This is a genomic window from Methylobacterium amylolyticum, from assembly GCF_030700245.1.
In the GTDB taxonomy this organism is placed as follows: Bacteria; Pseudomonadota; Alphaproteobacteria; order Rhizobiales; family Beijerinckiaceae; genus Methylobacterium.
In genome coordinates, this window is sequence record NZ_JAUYZI010000024.1 from 1 (window position 1) to 22,262 (window position 22,262).

Sequence of the window (22,262 nt, forward strand, 5' to 3'; positions counted from 1 at the left end):
TGTACGTGCTCAGCACCGGCTGCCAGTGGCGGGCGCTGCCCACGGATCTGCCGCCGCGCGCGACCGTGCACGGCTACCTCGACCGATGGGACTACGACGGCACGCTGGCGCGGATCCACCACACGCTGTTCATGGCCTGCCGGGAGCAGGCCGGGCGGGAAGCCAGTCCGACGGCCGCCATCCTCGACAGCCAGAGCGTCAAGGGCGCGGAAAAAGGGGGGCGTCGATCGACCCGTCGGGCTACGACGCGGGCAAGAAGATCCGCGGCAAGACGCGTCACGTCCTCGTCGACGCGCACGGTCTCGTGATGCACGCCCTGGTGCACCCGGCCAGCGTGCAGGACCGCACCGGCGGCGTCTGGGTGATGGCGACCCTGTTCGGCCTCTATCCCTTCCTGCTGCGGCTGTATGCCGACGGCGGCTACCAGGGACCGGCCTTCAAGGCGGGCCTGCGCCGGGTCTGCCGTCGGCTCAAGCTGACGATCGTCAAGCGCTCCGAGAAGGCCCAGGGCTTCGTCGTGCTGCCCAAGCGCTGGATCGTCGAGCGGACTTTTGCTTGGCTCAACCGCTGTCGGAGGCTGGCCAAGGACTGGGAATGCCGCTCGCGCACCGCCCGCGCCTTCCTGCTGCTCGCCTCCATCCGCCTCATGACGCGAAAGCTCTGCCAAACCACAATATGATCCCAGGCAGACTCTGAGGGTTGCGATGCCGCGGCGCTCAAGTCCGCAAAGTGCCACATTGCGCACGTGAAAGTTGTGCGCGATGGAGCGCCCGCGTCGACCGTCCGGTCCGGCCGATGGGTTCACGAAGGGCGGCGCGGCCGTCGGAACGCGGATGGGGGTTTGCGTGGGCGGTGGTGCGGTGAACGGTACGGACGCCGCGGCTCGCTCACGCGCGCAGGCGCTGGCCCGCATCGCCGCCGTGTTCGGCCTGTCCGCGGACGCGTTCGTCCAGGTCTCGCGATCGGGTCAGCGGGCGCCCGAGCGCCTCGCCGCGGCGATGGAGGCCGCCGCGCTCCAGGATGCCTTCGCCCGCATCGCCGATCCCGGGACGCGCCGGCGTTGCCTCGTCGCGGTCGAGGCGGCCGCGCGCGCCGAGGCGCTGGAATCCGGCGCGGCCGGATAGGTCCGAACGACGAGAAAGGGGCGGAGGCCTGAGCCCCCACCCCCCGCATTCAGGCCGGCCGCCGCGGCGGCCGGTGTCGTCCGCCGCTCCTAGAAACCGCCGAACTTGTAGTTGAAGCCGGCGCGGACGAGATCGCCCTCGGTGCGGAACCGCGACACGTAGCCGGCGCCGGTGCCCACGCCCGGGATCGCCGCGACGAGCACGTTGCGGCTGCCGAGGTCGTAGTGCACGTACTCGGCCTTGATCGTCAGGGCGTCGTACTTCAGGCCGAGATACTTGGCGACCGCGAACGTGTTGAGGAAGTTGTCGGTCGGGATGGCGATCTCGATGCCGCCGCCGTAGGCGTAGCCGGTCTGGAAGTCGTCGTAGCGTCCGGCGAAGGCGAGAGCGCCGCCGGGGGTGAAGAAGTTCGCGTCGTAGAAGACGTTGCCGTAGGCGAGACCGCCCAGGCCGTAGACCATGACGCGGTCGAAGGCGTAGCCGACGCGGCCGGTGAGGGTGCCGAGCCAGTCGAGGCTCTGGCGGAAGGCGTTCGGGTTGGCGGCCACGCCGCCGGCATTCGGGGCGCCGAGGACGTAGCGGTTCTTGACGAGGTCGGTCCAGTCGATGCTGTTGGCGATGCCGACCACGAAGCCGGAGCCCGGGGTGAACTGGTAGTTGAAGCCGGCGGTGCCGCCGATGTTGGCGAACCCGTCGTCGGTGATCGAGGTCACCGCCGGGCGGCGGGCGGCGGCCACGTTGGCGATGTTCACCGGCGAGATGCCCGCGGTGGTGATGCGCTGGCGATCGGTGAAGACGTAGGTGCTCTCGAAGCCGGCGTAGAAGCCGGTCCAGGTGAACACCGGCACGGGGGTGAAGACCGGCGGCGGCGGCGCGCGGCGCGGGAGGTCGGCGGCGGTGGCGGCCGTGGCGACCAGGGTCGCCGCGGTGCTGGCGAGGAGGAGCTTCTTCATCATCGTGGCGGGACCCGACAGTGTAACCGTGATCTGGGAACAGTCTAAGCTCGGCCGTGCGGGGCCCGCTATGCCCTGGATGCCACACTCTCGCCCGAAAGCCGCCGACCACCGGGTCGGGGGCGAATATTCACCTGCACGGCGCCATCGGTGCAGCTTGACAGGCCGGGTGACCCGGGGGCCGCGGGCCTTGATCCCGGCGGACCTTCCCTCTAAGCGGACCGCGCCTTTCGCCCCCGCCGCGATGCGGGGCGGCCGGGCACGATCCGGGCACCCGCTGGTGGCCCCGCCGCAGGAACGGGAATCATGGGCAAGGAAAAGTTTTCGCGCACGAAGCCGCACTGCAACATCGGCACGATCGGCCACGTCGATCACGGCAAGACGTCGTTGACGGCGGCGATCACGAAGGTCCTGGCGGAGTCGGGCGGGGCGACGTTCACGGCCTACGACCAGATCGACAAGGCGCCGGAGGAGAAGGCGCGCGGGATCACGATCTCGACGGCGCACGTGGAGTACGAGACCACGAACCGGCACTACGCGCACGTCGACTGCCCCGGGCACGCCGACTACGTGAAGAACATGATCACCGGCGCCGCGCAGATGGACGGGGCGATCCTGGTGGTGTCGGCGGCCGACGGCCCGATGCCGCAGACGCGCGAGCACATCCTGCTGGCGCGCCAGGTGGGCGTTCCGGCGCTGGTGGTGTTCCTCAACAAGGTCGACATGGTCGACGACGAGGAGCTCCTGGAGCTGGTCGAGCTGGAGGTGCGCGAGCTTCTGTCGAAGTACGACTTCCCGGGCGACGACATCCCGATCACCAAGGGCTCGGCGCTGATGGCGCTGGAGGACAAGGAGCCCAAGATCGGCAAGGAGGCGGTTCTGGCGCTGATGGCGACGGTGGACGCCTACATCCCGCAGCCGGAGCGTCCGATCGACATGCCGTTCCTGATGCCGATCGAGGACGTGTTCTCGATCTCGGGGCGCGGCACGGTGGTGACGGGGCGCGTGGAGCGCGGGATCGTGAAGGTGGGCGAGGAGGTCGAGATCGTCGGCATCCGGGCGACCACGAAGACGACGGTGACGGGCGTCGAGATGTTCCGCAAGCTGCTCGACCAGGGTCAGGCGGGCGACAACGTCGGCGTCCTGCTGCGCGGCACGAAGCGCGAGGACGTGGAGCGGGGCCAGGTGGTGTGCAAGCCGGGCTCGGTGAAGCCGCACGCCAAGTTCAAGGCCGAGGCCTACATCCTGACGAAGGAGGAGGGCGGGCGGCACACGCCGTTCTTCACGAACTACCGGCCGCAGTTCTACTTCCGCACGACCGACGTGACGGGGGTGTGCACGCTGCCGGAGGGCACCGAGATGGTGATGCCGGGCGACAACGTGACGATGGACGTGCAGCTCATCGTGCCGGTGGCCATGGAGGAGAAGCTGCGCTTCGCCATCCGCGAGGGCGGCCGCACCGTCGGCGCCGGCGTCGTCGCCGCCATCAACGACTGATCGTTTCGAGACATGACGGCGCGCCGCGTGCAGCGGGGCGCCGCCCCTGAAAGGCCGGCCCCGCGCCGGCCTTTTTTCGTCGCGCGTCGAATCCGGGTTCCGGCGCCGCCATCGCGCTTGCATCCGCCGCCCCATTGCGGCAAGGAGCGGGCGCACCGCGCGAGCGGTGCCCGCAGGAGTGTAGCTCAACTGGTCAGAGCGCCGGTCTCCAAAACCGGAGGTTGCGGGTTCGAGTCCCTCCACTCCTGCCAGACCATTCGGCGCGGCGCCGGTCGACAAGCCGGCGGACTTGCGCTAGAGCGGGCCCAATCCGAGATCTGAAGCGACCGTCGGTGCGGGCCGTGGAGCCCTCGGCGCCTCACGTTCGCGTTCCCGGACGCGGCCGGCAGGTTCTAGGCCCGCACACGCGAACACAACGGCGTCATGGCATCGAACGAAGCGACCAAGAAGGTGGATCTCGCGCGCGGCGCCCCCCGCGGCCGCGACGCCGCGCCGCCTGCCCGCCAGACCCCGCCGGCCCGGACGCCGCAGAAGCGCGTCGGCCCCGGCGAGTTCCTGGCGCAGGTGCGCGACGAGGCCCGCAAGGTCACGTGGCCCTCCCGCAAGGAGACGACCATCACCACGATCATGGTGTTCGTGATGGTGGTGGCCGCGAGCCTGTTCTTCACCGTGGTCGATCAGGCCATGCGCTTCGTCGTCGGCCTGATCCTCGGGCTCTAGGGGCCTGACCCCGCGGCCCCACCGGAGGCGGCGGACTCATCGGAGTTGAACGGAACCGTGTCGAAGCGCTGGTACATCGTCCACGCCTACTCGAATTTCGAGAACAAGGTCGCCCAGTCCATCAAGGACCAGGCGGCCCAGCGCGGGCTGACCGACCTGTTCGACGAGGTGATGGTCCCCACCGAGAAGGTCGTCGAGGTCCGCCGCGGCCGGAAGGTCGATGCCGAGCGCAAGTTCTTCCCCGGCTACGTGCTGGTGAAGTGCGACCTCACCGACGAGGTCTACCACCTCATCAAGAACACCCCCAAGGTCACGGGCTTCCTCGGCGCCGACAAGTCGAAGCCGGTGCCGATCCCGGACGCCGAGGCCGAGCGCATTAAGGGTCAGGTCGCCGAGGGCGTCGACCGCCCGAAGCCCTCGATCTCGTTCGAGATCGGCGAGACGGTGCGGGTCGCCGACGGTCCGTTCGCGAGCTTCAACGGCACCGTCGAGGAGATCGACGACGCCCGCTCCCGCCTGAAGGTCGCCGTGTCGATCTTCGGCCGCGCCACCCCGGTGGAGCTGGAATACGCCCAGGTCGAGAAGGCCTGATCGTAGAGCGAATAGGGAGTAGCGAATAGCGAGTAGGGGGCGGCCGCCCTCTCGACGGTCGGCGCCATGCGCGACGCCGTCTATTCGCTATTCGCTACTCCCTATTCGCCAAAACCCCGCGGGAGACCCGCCCGGCCTCGCCTCCGGGATCCACGGCTCGCACCGCGACCTGCAACCGTCCGACCCGCCGCGCCTCGGCAGCGCGGGGGCGGGCAGACATTGGGAGCAGTCCCATGGCGAAGAAGATCACGGGCTACGTGAAGCTTCAGGTCCCGGCCGGCGCGGCGAACCCGTCGCCGCCGATCGGTCCGGCGCTCGGTCAGCGCGGCCTCAACATCATGGAATTCTGCAAGGCCTTCAACGCGAAGACCGCGCAGATGGAGAAGGGCACCCCGATCCCGGTGATCATCACCGCGTATCAGGACCGCTCGTTCACCTTCGAGATGAAGCAGCCGCCGGTCACCTTCTTCCTGAAGAAGGCCGCCGGTCTGAAGCTCGGCAAGAAGCCGGCGTCGGGCTCCAAGACCCCGGGCAAGGGCCCGACGGTGGGCAAGATCTCCGAGGCGCAACTGCGCGAGATCGCCGAGCGGAAGATGCCCGACCTGAACTGCGATTCCGTCGACGCGGCGGTCGCCATGATCCGGGGTTCCGCCCGGGCCATGGGCCTCGAAGTCACGGCGTGAGGGGAGGGCAGCATGGCTAAGGAAGGCAAGCGCATCCGCGCCGCCCGCGAGGGGCTTGAGGTCACCAAGCTCTACCCCCTCGCCGAGGCGATCAAGCTCGTGAAGGAGCGGGCGAGCGCCAAGTTCGACGAGACCGTCGAGATCTCGATGAACCTCGGCGTCGATCCGCGCCACGCCGACCAGATGGTCCGCGGCGTCTGCAACCTGCCGAACGGCTCCGGCCGCACGGTCCGCGTCGCGGTCTTCGCCCGCGGCGCCAAGGCGGACGACGCCAAGGCGGCGGGCGCCGACATCGTCGGGGCGGAGGATCTCCTGGAGATCGTCCAGGGCGGCAAGATCGAGTTCGACCGCTGCATCGCCACCCCCGACATGATGCCGCTCGTCGGGCGGCTGGGTAAGGTGCTGGGCCCGCGCGGCCTGATGCCGAACCCGAAGGTCGGCACCGTGACGATGGACGTGAAGGGCGCGGTCGGCGCGGCCAAGGGCGGCGCCGTCGAGTTCCGCGTCGAGAAGGCCGGCATCGTCCACGCCGGCGTCGGCAAGGTGTCCTTCGACGAGCAGAAGCTCGTGGAGAACATCAAGGCCTTCGCCGACGCGGTCGCCAAGGCGAAGCCCACGGGCGCCAAGGGCACCTACGTCCAGCGCATCGCCGTCACCTCGACGATGGGCCCGGGCGTGAAGGTCGAGCCCTCGACCGTTCTCACCGCCTGATTCCTTCGGATCGACGGACTGAGAAGCGCCCGGCCCCCGCCGGGCGCCTCTCAGCGTGAACACCACCGCGCCGCGCGCGCCGTTACCCCCGGGATTAGCCAGGCGGGGCGGCGCGCCCCCCCCCCCCCGCCCCCCCCCGCCCGCTTCTCTGCGTTCACAGCACGGCGCGGATCGCGATGTGGGCGCCGAGCACCAGCAGGCCGGCGAAGAAGCAGCGGCGGAACACGGCCTCGCTCACCCGCCCGCGCAGCCAGCCGCCGGCCGCCATGCCGACGAGCGCGGGCACGAGCGCCAGCAGTGAGGCGCCGACCTCCCCGGGCTGGAGGCTGCTCGCGGTGGCGAGCGCGCCAGCGAGCGCCAGCGTCGAGACCGTGAACGACAGGCCGAGCGCCTGGATCAGGTCGTCTTTCTTCAGGCCGAGCGCGGCGAGGTAGGGCACCGCGGGCAGCACGAACACGCCGGTCGCCGCCGTCACGAGGCCGGTCGCCGCGCCGATCACCGGCGCGAGCCAGGGCTCGCGCCGCGGCGGCACCCGGAACCGCACCGCGGCGAGCCCGATGACCGCGTAGGCGATCAGGGCGATCCCGAGCCCCAGAGCCGCCCAGTGCCCGGCCCGGCCGGTCATCAGCCCCGACCCGGCGAGCGTCCCCGCGATGACGCCGGCCAGCATCGGCCAGAGCCGGCGGGCGACCGCGCGGATGCTCGGGCCGGCGAGCAACTGCCACAGGTTGGTGACGAGGGAGGGCACGATCAGCAGGGCGGCGGCCTGGACCGGCGGCATGGCCGTGCCGAGCAGCCCCATCGCCACGGTCGGCAGGCCGAGGCCGATCACGCCCTTGACGAAGCCCGCGAGCAGGAAGGCCGCGAGCACCGCGGCGACGATGACGGGGTCGGAAAGGATGTGCACGGGGCTCGCGTCCGGGGTGAGGGGCTCAATCGCGGCCGAGCATGTCCCGCAGCAGCGCCGCGGGCTCGTCGATTCCGGCCATCTGCGCCGCCGGGACCGCGGCCGAGGCGGCCGAAGCGGGTATGGCGCAGCGCCTGGGCGCTTCCCCGCCGAGCGCCGCCACGAGCAGGATCACGCTCGCGAGCCACGCGGAGGCGAGGACCGGGGCTGCTTGCATCGCCGGCTTCGGGGGCTCGGGACGGGGGCGGGGCAGGTGGGTCGGCATGGTCCGAGGATCGGCGGGGACCGGCGAGCCGACAATGCGGGATTGCCGCACCCTGTCTTCGCGGATGCCGAAGGGACGTGACGATCCAGCGAGGGATCCGATAAGCGCGCCGGACAGGGCTCCCAAGCGTCCGGCCTGTGCTAGATAGGCCCCATGCGTAGCACCGTTCCCGTCACGTCCCGACGCCGCATCCTCTGCGTCTTCCCCGCCTACACGCCGTCCTTCGGCACGTTCTCCCACGCCTACCCGCTCATGGGCGGCGTGAAGGCGTTCATGCCCCCGCAGGGTCTCCTGGTGATCGCGGCCTACATGCCGGAGACCTGGGAGTGCCGGTTCATCGACGAGAACATCCGCCGCGCCGCGCCCGCCGACTTCGCCTGGGCCGACGCCGTGTTCGTCTCAGGGATGCACATCCAGGAGGGGCAGATCCACGATATCCGCGCCCGCGCCCACGCGGCAGGCCGGATCGCCGTGCTCGGCGGTCCCTCGGTCTCGGGCGCGCCCGAGAAGTACCCGGACTTCGACTGCCTCCACATGGGCGAGATCGGCGACGCCACCGACCGGCTGATCGCGCGCCTCGACCGCGACACCGCCCGGCCCGCCGCCCAGGAGGTCTACGAGACGGCCGAGCGCCTCGCGCTGTCCGACTTCCCGGCCCCGGCCTACGAGGCGGTGCCGCTGAAGCGCTACCTGATCGGCTCGCTGCAATTCTCCTCGGGCTGCCCCTACCGCTGCGAGTTCTGCGACATCCCGCAGCTCTACGGGCGCCAGCCGCGGCTCAAGTCGCCGGAGCAGATGTGCGCCGAGCTCGACGCGATCGTCAGCCAGCCCGGCCACCCGGCGGTGGTCTACTTCGTCGACGACAACTTCATCGGCAACCGCAAGGCGACCCGCGAGATGCTGCCGCACCTCGTGGCGTGGCAGAAGCGGAACGACTACCCGCTCCAGTTCGCCTGCGAGGCGACGCTCAACATGGCCAAACAGCCCGAGATCCTCGAGCTGATGCGGCAGGCGAACTTCATGACCGTGTTCGTCGGCATCGAGACGCCGGAGGCGGAGGCCCTCAAGGGCATCGACAAGACCCACAACGCCGCCGTGCCGATGTACGAGGCGATCGAGACGCTCAATTCCTACGGGCTGGAGGTCACCTCCGGCATCATCCTCGGCCTCGACTCCGACACCGACCGCTCCGAGCAGAACCTGATCGACTTCATCGACCGCTCGGCGATCCCGGTGCTGACCATCAACCTGCTCCAGGCCCTGCCCAAGACGCCCCTGTGGGACCGGCTGGAGCGGGAAGGGCGGCTGGTGCACGACGCGGCGCTCGAATCGAACGTGCTGTTCAAGCGCCCGCACGACAGCGTGGTGGCGAGCTGGCGCCGGGCGATCGGCCACGCCTACGCGCCGGAGAAGATCTTCGAGCGGTTCAAGCACCAGTGCGACACCACCTATACGCACCGGATCGTGACGCCGACCAAGGGCAAGCTGACCTTCACCAACCTGCGCCGCGGCCTGATCCTCGGCTTCAACATCATCACCCGGGTCGGCCTGTTCTCCGACTACCGGCGGCCGTTCTGGCAGGCGGCGGGCTACGCGCTGCGGCGCGGCCAGATCGAGGCGGTGTTCAACATGGGCTTCGTCGCCCATCACCTCATCCGCTTCACCCGCGAGGCCCTGCGCGGCGAGCACAACGCCTCGTTCTACGCCGCCAAGGCGGCGGAGACGGAGGCCGCCCGGCGCCGCTCGTGGTGGGCGAACGCCCGGCGCCGGCTGGTGCCCGAGCGCGAGGCGGCGTGAGGCCGGGGAGGACGGGCCCGTGACGACCGAGATCGATCTGGGGCCCCATTTCGACGGCTTCGTCCGCGATCAGGTCGACAGCGGCCGTTTCCGCGACGCGACGGAGGTCGTGCGCGCCGGCCTCAAGCTGCTGGAACAGCGGGAAGCCGACCGCGGTACGCATCGGGACGCCCTGCTGCGCGAGATCGGCGAGGCGTTCGACGCCGTCGGGCCAACCCTCCCCCTCGACGCGGTCTTCGACCGATTGGAGGAGAGGCACGCGGAGCGGGTCCGCCGGAACGATCGTGGCGCTTGAGATCGTCCGGGTCCTGTACCGCGGCCGCGATGTCGAGGCGCTCCTCGGCGAGACCGAGCCCGATCCGTGAGCACGCTCACCCGCGCATGCCCCGCATGCATCCCCTGCCGCATCCCCTTGCCTGCGGCGGAAAAGTCGCGCTTCGGCCCTTGGCAGGGCGCTTGCTAGGCTCTATATACCGCGCCTCACGCCATTCACCTCATGGAAGGAGACGGCCGATCGGCCGGTTTCCGTTCGAAATGTCGCCTGGGCAACCGGGCGGCTCTGGCCGGCGGGATCGGGAGGGTGAAAAGCCCTTCGGGTCCGCGTCCGGCCATGTCCTGTCCGAGACTGCAGGTGCCGGTTCGCCGGCTTAATCCAAGACCAGCCTGCACAGACGGGGATGACCGAACTCTTGAAAAGCCTCGCCACGGCCTCGGGCCGCGGAGGGGTGTCGGTTTGAACCAACTCACCCGCGGCGAGCCTCCCCGGAGGCCACGTTCGGGGACAGGGCCGCGAAGCGTCGTTCGGACGTTCCCGGTCTTTCAAGGCCGAGACTGCGTCCGGGCGGCATGTGCAACCGGCGGGCCCGAGACCGGGTTCCGCCAACCGGAGAGAGCCCAGTGGACCGGACAGCTAAAGCTGACCTCGTCTCGACGCTCAACGGCGTGTTCACCACGAGCGCCGTCGTCGTCGTGGCCCACTACAAGGGCCTCACGGTCGCCGACATGCAGAAGCTGCGCGCGCAGATGAAGCAGGCCGGCGCCACCGTGAAGGTCGCCAAGAACAGCCTCGCCGGCATCGCTCTCGATGGCACGGACGTCGCCTCCATCAAGCCGCTCCTGAAGGGCCCGACCCTGCTCGCCTACTCGGGCGATCCGGTCGCCGCCGCCAAGGTCGCGGTCGATTTCGCCAAGGCCAACGACAAGCTCGTGATCCTCGGCGGCGCGATGGGGAAGACCGCCCTGAACCCCGACGGTGTGAAGGCGCTCGCCGCGCTTCCGTCGCTGGACGAACTGCGCGGCAAGCTCGTGGGCCTCATCCAGGCGCCCGCGACCAAGCTCGCCCAGCTCACCAACGCGCCGGCGGCCAAGCTCGCCCGCGTGTTCGGGGCCTATGCCAAGAAGGACGAGGCCGCCTGAGGCCTTTCAAAACCACCCGTTCGAACCGATATCCTGAGAGGATCCGAAAATGGCTGATCTTGCCAAGCTCGTCGACGACCTGTCGTCGCTGACCGTTCTCGAGGCCGCCGACCTCGCCAAGATGCTCGAGGAGAAGTGGGGCGTCTCGGCCGCCGCCGCCGTCGCCGTGGCCGCCGGCCCGGCCGCCGGTGGTGGCGCCGCCGCCGCCGTCGAGGAGCAGACCGAGTTCACGGTCGTGCTCGCCGCCGCCGGCGACAAGAAGATCGAGGTCATCAAGGAGGTCCGCGCGATCACCGGCCTCGGCCTCAAGGAGGCCAAGGACCTCGTCGAGGGCGCGCCGAAGCCCGTCAAGGAGGGCGTCGCCAAGGACGAGGCCGAGAAGCTCAAGGCCCAGCTCGAGAAGGCCGGCGCCAAGGTCGAGCTCAAGTAAGACCACGGTGGGCCGGACCCGGCCCATCACCCCACGGAGGTCCGCGCAGGGCCTGTCGTGACCGGAGCCCGCGGGTGCTGCACCCGCGGGCTTTAGGCCGCTCTGGCGGCCGGCGCTGGATGGGGCCAGCGTCAGAGAGATTTCAGGCGGTGCGGCCCGGCGGGGGCGTGCCGCGGCCCGGTGCGGGAGCCGCGAGGCTTCCCCGGGCCTCAGGGCACGCGGGATGGAGCGAGGTCACATGGCCAACACGCTGGTCGGTCGCAAGCGCATTCGGAAGTTCTTCGGCAAGATCAAGGAAGTCGCCGAGATGCCGAACCTCATCGAGGTTCAGAAGGCGTCCTACGACCAGTTCCTGATGGTCGACGAGCCGGAGGGCGGCCGGGCCGAGGAAGGCCTCCAGAGCGTGTTCAAGTCGGTGTTCCCGATCTCCGACTTCGCCTCGACGGCGCTGTTGGAGTTCGTGCGCTACACGTTCGAGCCGCCGAAATACGATGTCGACGAGTGCCGCCAGCGCGGCATCACCTTCGCGGCGCCGCTCAAGGTGACCCTGCGGCTGATCGTGTTCGACGTCGATCCGGACACGCAGGCGAAGTCCGTCAAGGACATCAAGGAGCAGGACGTCTACATGGGCGACATGCCCCTGATGACGGAGAACGGCACCTTCATCGTCAACGGCACCGAGCGCGTCATCGTCTCGCAGATGCACCGCTCGCCGGGCGTGTTCTTCGACCACGACAAGGGCAAGACCCACTCGTCCGGCAAGCTCCTGTTCGCCGCGCGCATCATCCCGTACCGCGGCTCGTGGCTCGACGTGGAGTTCGATGCCAAGGACATCGTGCACGTGCGCATCGACCGGAAGCGCAAGCTGCCGGCGACCTCGCTGCTCTACGCGCTCGGCCTCGACGGCGAGGAGATCCTGTCGACCTTCTACAACCGCGTGGTCTACGACCGCGACGGCGCCGACTGGCGCGTGCCGTTCGACGCCGAGCGGATGAAGGGCATGAAGGCCGCCGCCGACCTGATCGACGCCGATTCCGGCGAGGTCGTGCTGGAGGCCGGCAAGAAGCTCAACGCCCGCAACGCCCGCCAGATCACCGAGAAGGGCACCAAGTTCCTCAAGGCGACCGACGAGGATCTCGTCAGCCAGTACATCGCCGAGGATCTGGTCAACACCCACACCGGCGAGATCTGGGCGGAGGCCGGCGAGGAGATCACCGAGAAGCTCCTGAAGGCGCTGGAGGATGCCGGCGTGTCCGAGCTGCCGGTGCTCGACATCGACCACGTCAACGTCGGTCCCTACATCCGCAACACGCTGGCGGTCGACAAGAACTCGGCCCGCGAAGGCGCGCTGTTCGACATCTACCGGGTGATGCGCCCGGGCGAGCCGCCGACCCTCGACACCGCCGAGGCGATGTTCCACTCGCTGTTCTTCGACGCCGAGCGCTACGATCTCTCGGCGGTCGGGCGCGTGAAGATGAACATGCGCCTCGACCTCGACGCCGCCGATACGGTGCGCACGCTCCGCAAGGAGGACATGCTCGCCGTCGTCAAGGCGCTCGTGGACCTGCGCGACGGCCGCGGCGAGATCGACGACATCGACCACCTCGGCAATCGCCGGGTGCGCTCGGTCGGCGAGCTGATGGAGAACCAGTACCGGCTCGGCCTGCTCCGCATGGAGCGCGCCATCCGCGAGCGCATGAGCCAGGTCGACATCGACACGGTGATGCCGCAGGACCTGATCAACGCCAAGCCCGCGGCGGCGGCGGTGCGCGAGTTCTTCGGCTCGTCGCAGCTCTCGCAGTTCATGGATCAGACCAACCCGCTCTCCGAGGTGACGCACAAGCGCCGCCTGTCGGCGCTCGGCCCGGGCGGTCTGACCCGCGAGCGCGCCGGCTTCGAGGTGCGCGACGTGCACCCGACCCATTACGGCCGCATCTGCCCGATCGAGACCCCGGAAGGCCCGAACATCGGCCTGATCAACTCGCTCGCGACCTTCGCGCGGGTGAACAAGTACGGCTTCATCGAGACCCCGTTCCGCCGCGTGCGCGACGGCGTGGTCACCGACGAGGTCGCCTACCTCTCGGCCATGGAGGAGGCGAAGTACTACGTCGCGCAGGCGAACGCGCAGATGGACGAGGGGCGCAAGCTCACGGAGGACCTCGTGGTCTGCCGTCGGGCGGGCGAGGTCATCGTCGTCGGGCCCGAGCGCGTCGACCTCATGGACGTGTCGCCGAAGCAGCTCGTGTCGGTCGCCGCGGCGCTGATCCCGTTCCTCGAGAACGACGACGCCAACCGCGCCTTGATGGGCTCGAACATGCAGCGGCAGGCGGTGCCGCTGGTGCGGGCCGACGCGCCGTTCGTCGGCACCGGCATGGAGGCCGTGGTCGCCCGCGACTCCGGCGCGGCAATCGCCGCGCGCCGCACCGGCATCGTCGATCAGGTGGACGCCACCCGTATCGTCATCCGCGCCACGGAAGAGGCCGACGCCAACAAGCCCGGCGTCGACATCTACCGCCTGCAAAAATTCCAGCGCTCGAACCAGTCGACCTGCATCACGCAGAAGCCGCTGGTGCGGGTCGGCGAGCCGGTGCGGAAGGGCGAGATCATCGCCGACGGTCCGTCCACCGAGTTCGGCGAGCTGGCGCTCGGCCGCAACGTCCTCGTCGCGTTCATGCCGTGGAACGGCTACAACTTCGAGGATTCGATCCTGCTCTCCGAGCGGATCGTGAAGGATGACGTGTTCACCTCGATCCACATCGAGGAGTTCGAGGTGATGGCCCGCGACACCAAGCTCGGGCCGGAGGAGATCACCCGCGACATCCCGAACGTGTCGGAAGAGGCGCTGAAGAACCTCGACGAGGCAGGCATCGTCTACATCGGCGCCGAGGTCCACGCCGGCGACATCCTCGTCGGCAAGATCACGCCGAAGGGCGAGAGCCCGATGACGCCGGAGGAGAAGCTCCTGCGCGCCATCTTCGGCGAGAAGGCGTCCGACGTGCGCGACACCTCGCTCCGGGTCCCCCCGGGCGTGACCGGCACGATCGTGGAAGTCCGCGTGTTCAACCGCCACGGCGTCGACAAGGACGAGCGCGCGCAGGCGATCGAGCGCGAGGAGATCGAGCGGCTCGCCAAGGACCGCGACGACGAGCAGGCGATCCTCGACCGCAACACCTACGCCCGGCTGGCGGACGTGCTGATCGGTCAGGCGCCCGTGGCCGGCCCGAAGGGCTTCCGCAAGGACACGACGCTCACCCGCGAGCTGATCAACGACTACCCGCGCTCGCAGTGGTGGCAGTTCGCCGTCGTCGAAGACCGTCTCATGACCGAGATGGAGGCGATGCAGAAGCAGTACGACGAGTCGAAGAAGCGCCTGGAGCAGCGCTTCCTCGACAAGGTCGAGAAGCTGCAGCGCGGCGACGAGCTTCCGCCCGGCGTCATGAAGATGGTCAAGGTCTTCGTGGCGGTGAAGCGCAAGATCCAGCCCGGCGACAAGATGGCCGGCCGCCACGGCAACAAGGGCGTCGTGTCGCGCATCGTGCCGATCGAGGACATGCCGTTCCTGGAGGACGGCACCCACGCCGACATCGTGCTCAACCCGCTCGGCGTGCCCTCGCGCATGAACGTCGGCCAGATCCTCGAGACGCACCTCGGCTGGGCGGCTGCGGGCTTAGGGCGCAAGGTGTCCAGGGCGGTCGATGCCTATCTGAAGACGCAGGACATCGCGCCGCTGCGCAGCGAGATGGAGGCGATCTATTCGCCCTCCGAACTCGCCGGGCTGTCGGACGAGGATTTGGCTGAGGCCGGCAACAACGTCCGCCGCGGCGTGCCGATGGCCACCCCGGTGTTCAACGGCGCCAAGGAGGCCGACATCGAGCAGATGCTGGAGATGGCCGGGCTCGATCGCTCGGCGCAGTCGACGCTCTACGACGGGCGGACCGGCGAACCCTTCGACCGCAAGGTGACGATGGGCTACATCTACATGCTCAAGCTGCACCACCTCGTGGACGACAAGATCCACGCGCGCTCGATCGGCCCATACTCGCTCGTCACCCAGCAGCCGCTGGGCGGCAAGGCGCAGTTCGGCGGCCAGCGCTTCGGCGAGATGGAGGTCTGGGCGCTGGAGGCCTACGGCGCGGCGTACACGCTCCAGGAGATGCTCACCGTCAAGTCGGACGACGTGGCCGGCCGCACCAAGGTCTACGAGGCCATCGTGCGCGGCGACGACACCTTCGAGGCGGGCATCCCCGAGTCGTTCAACGTGCTGGTCAAGGAGATGCGCTCGCTCGGCCTCAACGTCGAGCTGACCTCCTCCAAGAAGGCCGCGAACGACCAGCTCGAACCGCCGGCGGACGCCGCCGAGTAAGAGCCAATCACGAAACTCCCGCCGGGCCGTCGCGTCTGGTGGGAGGGCTCCCGGTGACCGGGAGTTTCGTGAGGTGCTCGAAGCGGAACGACCACCTCCCGCGGCGGCTCCAAGCCGCCGCGGTCGAGCGGGGAGGGGCGGGGCCTCCCGATCACGACGACGGCCAGCGGCGCTCCGGCCGAGCGCGGCGCCGGTTTCTTTCGGACGCGGTCGCCCGGCGCGGGGCGAGCGGCGTCAACAGGGAGCGGATCATGAACCAAGAGGTCATGAACCTTTTCAACCAGCAGGCCCAGCCGGTCAGCTTCGATCAGATCAAGATCTCGATCTCGTCCCCGGAGAAGATTCTCTCCTGGTCATACGGCGAGATCAAGAAGCCCGAGACGATCAACTACCGGACCTTCAAGCCCGAGCGCGACGGCCTGTTCTGCGCGCGGATCTTCGGGCCGATCAAGGACTACGAGTGCTTGTGCGGCAAGTACAAGCGGATGAAGTACAAGGGCGTCATCTGCGAGAAGTGCGGCGTCGAGGTCACCCTCGCGCGCGTCCGGCGCGACCGCATGGGCCATATCGAGCTGGCCGCCCCCGTCGCGCACATCTGGTTCCTGAAGTCGCTGCCGAGCCGCATCGGCCTGCTGCTCGACATGGCGCTCAAGGACCTTGAGCGGATCCTGTACTTCGAGTCCTACTGCGTCATCGAGCCGGGCCTCACCCCCCTGAAGGAGCGTCAGCTCCTCTCGGAGGAGGAGTATCTGCGCGCGCAGGAGGAGTACGGCGAGGATTCGTTCACCGCGATGATCGGCGCCGAGGCCATCCGGCGCATCCTCCAGGAACTCGACCTCGACAAGATCGCCAACGATCTGCGCGAGGAGATCGCCGTCACCACCTCCGAGCTGAAGCCGAAGAAGCTCCTCAAGCGCCTCAAGATCATCGAGGCGTTCCAGATGTCCGGCAACAAGCCGGAGTGGATGATCCTGACCGTCGTCCCCGTCATCCCGCCGGACCTGCGCCCGCTGGTCCCGCTGGACGGCGGCCGCTTCGCCACGTCCGATCTCAACGACCTGTACCGCCGCGTCATCAACCGCAACAACCGCCTCAAGCGGCTGATCGAGCTGCGCGCGCCGGACATCATCATCCGCAACGAGAAGCGCATGCTTCAGGAAGCGGTCGATGCGCTGTTCGATAACGGCCGCCGCGGCCGCGTCATCACCGGCGCCAACAAGCGCCCGCTGAAGTCGCTCGCCGACATGCTGAAGGGCAAACAGGGCCGGTTCCGCCAGAACCTGCTCGGCAAGCGCGTCGACTACTCGGGCCGCTCGGTCATCGTGGTCGGTCCCGAGCTGAAGCTGCACCAGTGCGGCCTGCCCAAGAAGATGGCGCTGGAGCTGTTCAAGCCGTTCATCTACGCGCGCCTCGACGCCAAGGGTTTCTCCGCCACGGTGAAGCAGGCCAAGAAGCTCGTCGAGAAGGAGAAGCCGGAGGTCTGGGACATCCTGGACGAGGTCATCCGCGAGCACCCGGTGATGCTGAACCGCGCGCCGACGCTGCACCGGCTGGGCATCCAGGCGTTCGAGCCGAAGCTGATCGAGGGCAAGGCGATCCAGCTCCACCCGCTGGTCTGCGCCGCGTTCAACGCCGACTTCGACGGCGACCAGATGGCCGTGCACGTCCCGCTGAGCCTCGAGGCCCAGTTGGAGGCGCGCGTGCTGATGATGTCGACCAACAACATCCTGCACCCGGCCAACGGCCAGCCGATCATCGTGCCGAGCCAGGACATCGTGCTCGGCCTCTACTACCTGTCGATCGTCGGCGAGGGCCTGCCCGGCGCGTTCGACGCGACCAGCAAGACCAACCCGATGCAGGGCGTCTACGGCAACCTCGGCGAGCTGGAACACGCGCTCGCCGCCGACGCCGTCAAGCTGCACTCGAAGATCAAGTGGCGCTGGAAGGGCATCGGCCCCGACGGCGAGCCGATGGTCAAGACCTACGACACCACCCCGGGCCGGGTGATCCTGTCCGGCGCCCTGCCGCTGCACCCGAAGGTGCCCTTCGACGTCGTCAACAAGCTGATGACCAAGAAGGAGATCTCGGCGATGATCGACACCGTCTACCGCCACTGCGGTCAGAAGGAGTCGGTGATCTTCTGCGACCGCATCATGGGTCTCGGCTTCACCCACGCCTTCCGCGCCGGCATCTCGTTCGGCAAGGACGACATGGTGGTGCCGGAGAACAAGTGGTCGATCGTCGACGCCACCCGCACGCTCGTGAAGGACTACGAGCAGCAGTACAATGACGGCCTGATCACCCAGGGCGAGAAGTACAACAAGGTCGTCGACGCCTGGGCGAAGTGCTCGGACAAGCTGGCCCAGGAGATGATGGGCCGGATCTCGTCGGTGCAGAAGGACGACACCGGCGCCGACAAGCAGGTCAACTCGATCTACATGATGAGCCACTCGGGTGCCCGCGGCTCGCCGGCGCAGATGAAGCAGCTCGCGGCGATGCGCGGCCTCATGGCCAAGCCGTCGGGCGAGATCATCGAGACGCCGATCATCTCGAACTTCAAGGAAGGCCTCGACGTTCTCGAGTACTTCAACTCGACCCACGGCGCCCGCAAGGGTCTGGCCGACACCGCGCTCAAGACCGCCAATTCCGGCTACCTGACCCGCCGCCTCGTCGACGTGGCCCAGGACGCGGTGATCCGCGAGGTGGATTGCGGCACCACCAACGGCATCAAGATGCGCGCCATCGTCGATGCCGGCCAAGTGGTGGCGACGCTCGCCACCCGGATCCTCGGCCGCGCCTCGGCGGAGGATCTGGTGGCGCAGGACGGGACCGTCATCGTCGCCACCGGCGAGACGATCGAGGAGCGCCACCTGCCGGCGATCAACGCCGCCGGCATCCAGGAGGTGAAGATCCGCTCGGTGCTCGTCTGCGCCACCAAGAGCGGCGTCTGCGCCACCTGCTACGGGCGCGACCTCGCCCGCGGCACGCCCGTCAACATGGGCGAGGCGGTCGGTGTCATCGCGGCGCAGTCGATTGGCGAGCCGGGCACCCAGCTCACGATGCGCACCTTCCACATCGGCGGCGCGGCCCAGATCGCCGACTCGTCGTTCATCGAGTCGAGCTTCGAGGGCACGATCCGGATCCGCAACCGGGCGATCGCGAAGAACACCGACGGCGACCTGATTGCCACCGGCCGCAACGTGGCGGTGGTGATCGTCGGCTCGGACGGCGTGGAGCGGGCGGTCCACCGCCTGCAATACGGCGCCAAGCTGCGCGTCGACGAGGGCGACAAGATCAAGCGCGGCCAGCGTATCGCCGAGTGGGACCCCTACACCCGTCCGATCCTAACCGAGGTCGACGGCGTGGTGGCCTACGAGGACCTGTACGACAGCCAGTCGATGACCGAGACCACCGACGAGTCGACCGGCATCGCCAAGCGCGTCGTCATCGACTGGCGCGGCTCGGCGCGGACCTCGGACCTCAAGCCGGCGATGGTCGTCGTCGATCGCGAGGGTAAGGCCGTCAAGCTGCCGCGCGGCTCGGACGCCCGCTACTTCCTCCCCGTGGACGCCATCATCGGCTTCGACCCGGGCGCCCAGGTGAAGGCCGGCGACATCCTCGCCCGCGTCTCCACCGAGTCGGCCAAGACCCGCGACATCACCGGCGGTCTGCCGCGTGTGGCGGAGCTGTTCGAGGCCCGGCGCCCGAAGGACGCGGCGATCATCGCCGAGAAGTCGGGCACCATCGCCTTCGGGCGCGACTACAAGAACAAGCGCCGCCTGACGCTGACCCCGCACGACGGGTCGGAGCCGGTCGAGTACCTGATCCCCAAGGGCAAGCACATCCACTTGCAGGACGGGGACGTGGTCGAGCTCGGCGACTACATCGTCGACGGCAACCCGGCGCCGCACGACATCCTGGCGATCAAGGGCGTGGAGGAGCTCGCCGCCTACCTCGTCAACGAGATCCAGGAGGTCTACCGGCTTCAGGGCGTGTCGATCAACGACAAGCACATCGAGGTGATCGTCCGGCAGATGCTGCAGAAGGTGGAGATCACCGACGGCGGCGACTCCGACATCCTGTCGGGCGACCAGATCGACCGGACGGAGCTGACCGACATCAACGAGAAGCTGCTGGCCGAGGGCAAGAAGCCGGTCCAGGGCGTGCCGGTGCTGCTCGGCATCACCAAGGCATCGCTCCAGACGAAGTCGTTCATCTCGGCGGCCTCGTTCCAGGAGACCACCCGCGTGCTGACCGAGGCCGCCGTCAACGGCAAGGTCGACACCCTGGAGGGCCTGAAGGAGAACGTCATCGTCGGCTCGCTCATCCCGGCGGGCACGGGCTCGATGGTGGCCGACATCCGCGCCGTGGCGCGGCGGCGCGACAACCTTATCCTGCAGCAGAAGCGGACCGAGAGCGCCGCCGACCCGGTCGAGGAACTGCCCCCCGCGGCGGAGTGATTTTTTCGCTCTGCCGAGAGGTTGAGGACGAAGAGGGCGGCCCGCGGGCCGCCCTTTTTCGTGCCGGGACACGAGCCCCTTCGCGGCTTAACCCCCGCTCAACCATACCCACCGATAGTTCCTGCACCGGCACCAGAGCGGCCATGTTCGGGCCGCAGCGTGGCGGGTGTCGCGGGCATGTGCGGGTCGGTGGATCGTGGGCGCGAGACGGGGAGCTGGACGCGGACGGCGGGAGACGGGCCTGCGCTGGCTGTCGGCCGCCCTGACGCCGTGGATCGCGGGCCTCGGCCTGCTGGTCTCGTTCACCGCGGATGCGGGCACGGAGAACGCCGTCGGGGCGAGCTTGGTCGGCCTGCTCGACGGGCGGGTCGTCCCGGCCCTGCCGCCCGGCTCGGTGCTGATCGGCGCCGCGCGCCGGACCGGCGACGACCCGCTGCGGGGCGACCTCAAGATCGGCGCCCACGTCTTTCCCATGATCGAGCGGGCCGCCAAGGGCGATCCGTTGCGCCCGCCCGGCGCGAGTTTCGCCCGGCGCGCCGCCACCCTCCAGGAGACCGGCGCGGCGCTGCTGTTCGGTGACGTCACCGGCAGCGTCAGCGGCGCGCTGACGCCGGGCTCCGCGATCTGGGACGCGGAGGCTGAGCCCGATCCCGGCTTCGTGCCGGTGCCCGATCTCGGCCTGACCACCGGTGCCGGCAGCGCCGCCTCCACCGGCGCGGGCAGCGCCGACCTGACCGGCGACGGCGAGGCCGAGCGCTTCGACGGCTCGACGCCCCCGGTCCCGAAGGCGGTGGCCCTGTCCTCGACCACGCCTGCGCCCGCCGACGCGATTCCCGTCGAGATCGCCGCCGCGAGCCTCGCGCTGCCCGACTTCACCCTGCGCCCGGACCGCGAGGCGCCGACGCAGTCGGTGCCGGAGGATGCCCGGCGCCGCTACAGCGAGCTGATCGATCCCGAATCCCTCGACAAGGAGCAGCGCTGCCTGTCCGAGGCGGTGTATTTCGAGGCCCGCAGCGAGCCGGAGGCCGGGCAGGCGGCGGTGGCGCAGGTGGTGCTGAACCGGGTCAAGAGCGGGCTGTACCCGGCGAGCGTCTGCGGCGTCGTCTACCAGAACCGGCACCGCTACATGGGCTGCCAGTTCTCCTTCGCCTGCGAGGGCAAGTCGCTGCGCATCACCGACGCGGGCGCCTGGGCCTCCGCCACCCGGATCGCTCAGTCGGTGCTGGAGGGCCGCACCTACCTCGCCGAGGTCGGGGGCGCCACGCACTACCACGCCGACTACGTGCGGCCCGGCTGGTCGCGCCGCCTGCGCCGCCTCGACGTGATCGGCCGCCACATCTTCTACGGCCTCAGGCGCGGCCAGACCTGAGGCCGGCGCTTCCGCCCGGAAGGGTCGGGGTCCGCGCGTTAACCCTCGTCGCCGTTTCAGAGCGCGCCTGCGTAGTGCCCGGCGCGGCCCGGGGCGGGTTGAGGCTTTACGCGGCCACGGCGGATGGCGGAGCGTGGATCCGCGCGGCCGCCGCGGGGACCACGGGTGAACATCTACACTTCCGGCGCCTACATGGCGCGCAACGCGACGTGGCACGTCGAGGATTCGCCCTGGAAGGCGGAGCAGGTCCGAACCATGCTCGGCCGGCACGGGATCGTGCCGCGGACCCTCTGCGAGGTCGGCTGCGGCGCGGGCGAGGTCCTCGTCCGGCTGGGCGAGACCTTCCCCGCCGCGCGCCTCCAGGGCTTCGAGGTGTCGCAGCAGGCGCTCGCCCTGGCGCGCACGCGGACGCGCGACGGCCTGACCTTCACCGGCGCGGACGCCTTCGCGTCCGGCCTGCACTTCGACGTCGCCCTGGCCCTCGACGTCATGGAGCACGTCGAGGACTACATCGCCTTCGCCCGCCGGATGCGGCCGCTGGCCGAGCACAAGATCTTCCACGTGCCCCTCGACATGAACGCGCTGGCGGTCGCCCGGGGCTGGCCGATCGCCCACGCGCGGGAGAAGGTCGGGCATCTGCACTACTTCTCGAAGGAGACGGCGCTGGCGACCCTGGCGCAGGCCGACCACGAGATCGTGGACTGGGCGTACACGGCCACCGCCCTCGAGACGCCCGGCGCGGTGCGCAATGCCAAGGCCGCTCTCCTCAACGTCGCGCGCCGCGGCCTCTACGCCCTGCGCCCCGACGCGGCCGCCGCCCTGCTCGGCGGCTACTCGCTGCTGGTCCTGACCCGTTAGGGCACACGCCGCCGGCTCGGTGGAGCGCACCTCCGGACAAGGCCTGAAACCGCCCGACCGCGCGGGGTCGCGCCCGCGAGCTCTCCGCCTTGCAGGGTTAGGATCGGACCGCGCCGAT

At 69.4% G+C, this 22,262-nt stretch carries 17 protein-coding genes, 1 tRNA gene and 1 pseudogene; 16 read left to right on the plus strand and 3 right to left on the minus strand.

The features are described from left to right. Both Q8W71_RS17290 and Q8W71_RS17295 read left to right on the plus strand, forming a co-directional pair. Positions 1 to 679: pseudogene (locus Q8W71_RS17290) on the plus strand (IS5 family transposase); the annotation flags it as partial. Between the two features lie 181 nt (positions 680 to 860). Further along, a complete protein-coding gene (locus Q8W71_RS17295) occupies positions 861 to 1,124 on the plus strand; it encodes a hypothetical protein (protein ID WP_305526635.1) in 264 nt (87 codons plus the stop codon). A gap of 89 nt (positions 1,125 to 1,213) precedes the next feature. Here the strand turns inward: Q8W71_RS17295 and Q8W71_RS17300 are convergent, their stop codons facing one another. Continuing rightward, on the minus strand, positions 1,214 to 2,080 hold the full coding sequence (locus Q8W71_RS17300) for an outer membrane protein (RefSeq protein WP_305526636.1): 867 nt from the start codon (positions 2,078 to 2,080) through the stop codon (positions 1,214 to 1,216). Positions 2,081 to 2,383: 303 nt separating this feature from the next. Between Q8W71_RS17300 and tuf the strand changes: the two genes are divergently transcribed. From tuf to rplA, 6 genes are all read left to right on the plus strand, one after another. Beyond that, positions 2,384 to 3,574 (plus strand): elongation factor Tu, encoded by a 1,191-nt coding sequence (gene tuf, locus Q8W71_RS17305; RefSeq protein ID WP_305526637.1) that lies wholly within the window; start codon positions 2,384 to 2,386, stop codon positions 3,572 to 3,574. Positions 3,575 to 3,748: 174 nt separating this feature from the next. After that, positions 3,749 to 3,825 (plus strand) — tRNA-Trp (locus Q8W71_RS17310). A gap of 172 nt (positions 3,826 to 3,997) precedes the next feature. Then, complete coding sequence (gene secE, locus Q8W71_RS17315; protein ID WP_305526638.1) at positions 3,998 to 4,294, plus strand: preprotein translocase subunit SecE; 297 nt, start codon at positions 3,998 to 4,000, stop codon at positions 4,292 to 4,294. A 57-nt stretch (positions 4,295 to 4,351) separates the two neighbouring features. Then, complete coding sequence (gene nusG / locus Q8W71_RS17320; protein ID WP_238248993.1) at positions 4,352 to 4,885, plus strand: transcription termination/antitermination protein NusG; 534 nt, start codon at positions 4,352 to 4,354, stop codon at positions 4,883 to 4,885. Between the two features lie 233 nt (positions 4,886 to 5,118). Continuing rightward, the gene (rplK, locus tag Q8W71_RS17325) at positions 5,119 to 5,568 is read left to right on the plus strand and encodes a 50S ribosomal protein L11 (protein ID WP_305526639.1); all 450 of its coding nucleotides are present in this window, start codon (positions 5,119 to 5,121) and stop codon (positions 5,566 to 5,568) included. 12 nt (positions 5,569 to 5,580) lie between these two features. Next, positions 5,581 to 6,279 carry a 50S ribosomal protein L1 gene (gene rplA / locus Q8W71_RS17330; RefSeq protein ID WP_305526640.1) on the plus strand — a complete coding sequence of 233 codons (699 nt, stop codon included), beginning with the start codon at positions 5,581 to 5,583 and terminating at the stop codon, positions 6,277 to 6,279. A 154-nt stretch (positions 6,280 to 6,433) separates the two neighbouring features. On the opposite strand, the gene Q8W71_RS17335 is transcribed toward rplA, so the two are convergent. Continuing rightward, the gene (locus tag Q8W71_RS17335; protein WP_305526641.1) at positions 6,434 to 7,186 is read right to left on the minus strand and encodes a sulfite exporter TauE/SafE family protein; all 753 of its coding nucleotides are present in this window, start codon (positions 7,184 to 7,186) and stop codon (positions 6,434 to 6,436) included. Positions 7,187 to 7,211: 25 nt separating this feature from the next. Next, positions 7,212 to 7,403, minus strand: coding sequence for a hypothetical protein (locus tag Q8W71_RS17340; protein WP_305526642.1), 192 nt, complete (start codon positions 7,401 to 7,403; stop codon positions 7,212 to 7,214). A gap of 201 nt (positions 7,404 to 7,604) precedes the next feature. On the opposite strand from Q8W71_RS17340, the gene Q8W71_RS17345 reads away from it, so the two are divergent. From Q8W71_RS17345 to Q8W71_RS17380, 8 genes are all read left to right on the plus strand, one after another. Then, positions 7,605 to 9,248 carry a B12-binding domain-containing radical SAM protein gene (locus Q8W71_RS17345; protein WP_305526643.1) on the plus strand — a complete coding sequence of 548 codons (1,644 nt, stop codon included), beginning with the start codon at positions 7,605 to 7,607 and terminating at the stop codon, positions 9,246 to 9,248. A gap of 19 nt (positions 9,249 to 9,267) precedes the next feature. Then, complete coding sequence (locus Q8W71_RS17350; RefSeq protein ID WP_305526644.1) at positions 9,268 to 9,543, plus strand: type II toxin-antitoxin system ParD family antitoxin; 276 nt, start codon at positions 9,268 to 9,270, stop codon at positions 9,541 to 9,543. A 602-nt stretch (positions 9,544 to 10,145) separates the two neighbouring features. Next, positions 10,146 to 10,664: a 50S ribosomal protein L10 gene (gene rplJ / locus Q8W71_RS17355; RefSeq protein WP_305526645.1), complete on the plus strand. Its 519-nt coding sequence runs from the start codon at positions 10,146 to 10,148 to the stop codon at positions 10,662 to 10,664. A 49-nt stretch (positions 10,665 to 10,713) separates the two neighbouring features. Further along, a complete protein-coding gene (gene rplL / locus Q8W71_RS17360) occupies positions 10,714 to 11,094 on the plus strand; it encodes a 50S ribosomal protein L7/L12 (protein ID WP_305526646.1) in 381 nt (126 codons plus the stop codon). Between the two features lie 238 nt (positions 11,095 to 11,332). Then, entirely contained in the window at positions 11,333 to 15,457 is a 4,125-nt protein-coding gene (gene rpoB / locus Q8W71_RS17365) for a DNA-directed RNA polymerase subunit beta (protein ID WP_305526647.1), read from the plus strand. A gap of 251 nt (positions 15,458 to 15,708) precedes the next feature. Further along, positions 15,709 to 19,917, plus strand: coding sequence for a DNA-directed RNA polymerase subunit beta' (rpoC, locus tag Q8W71_RS17370; RefSeq protein WP_305526648.1), 4,209 nt, complete (start codon positions 15,709 to 15,711; stop codon positions 19,915 to 19,917). A 274-nt stretch (positions 19,918 to 20,191) separates the two neighbouring features. Further along, on the plus strand, positions 20,192 to 21,286 hold the full coding sequence (locus Q8W71_RS17375; protein WP_305526732.1) for a cell wall hydrolase: 1,095 nt from the start codon (positions 20,192 to 20,194) through the stop codon (positions 21,284 to 21,286). 165 nt (positions 21,287 to 21,451) lie between these two features. Then, on the plus strand, positions 21,452 to 22,144 hold the full coding sequence (locus Q8W71_RS17380) for a class I SAM-dependent methyltransferase (RefSeq protein ID WP_305526649.1): 693 nt from the start codon (positions 21,452 to 21,454) through the stop codon (positions 22,142 to 22,144). Positions 22,145 to 22,262: the final 118 nt, after the last annotated feature.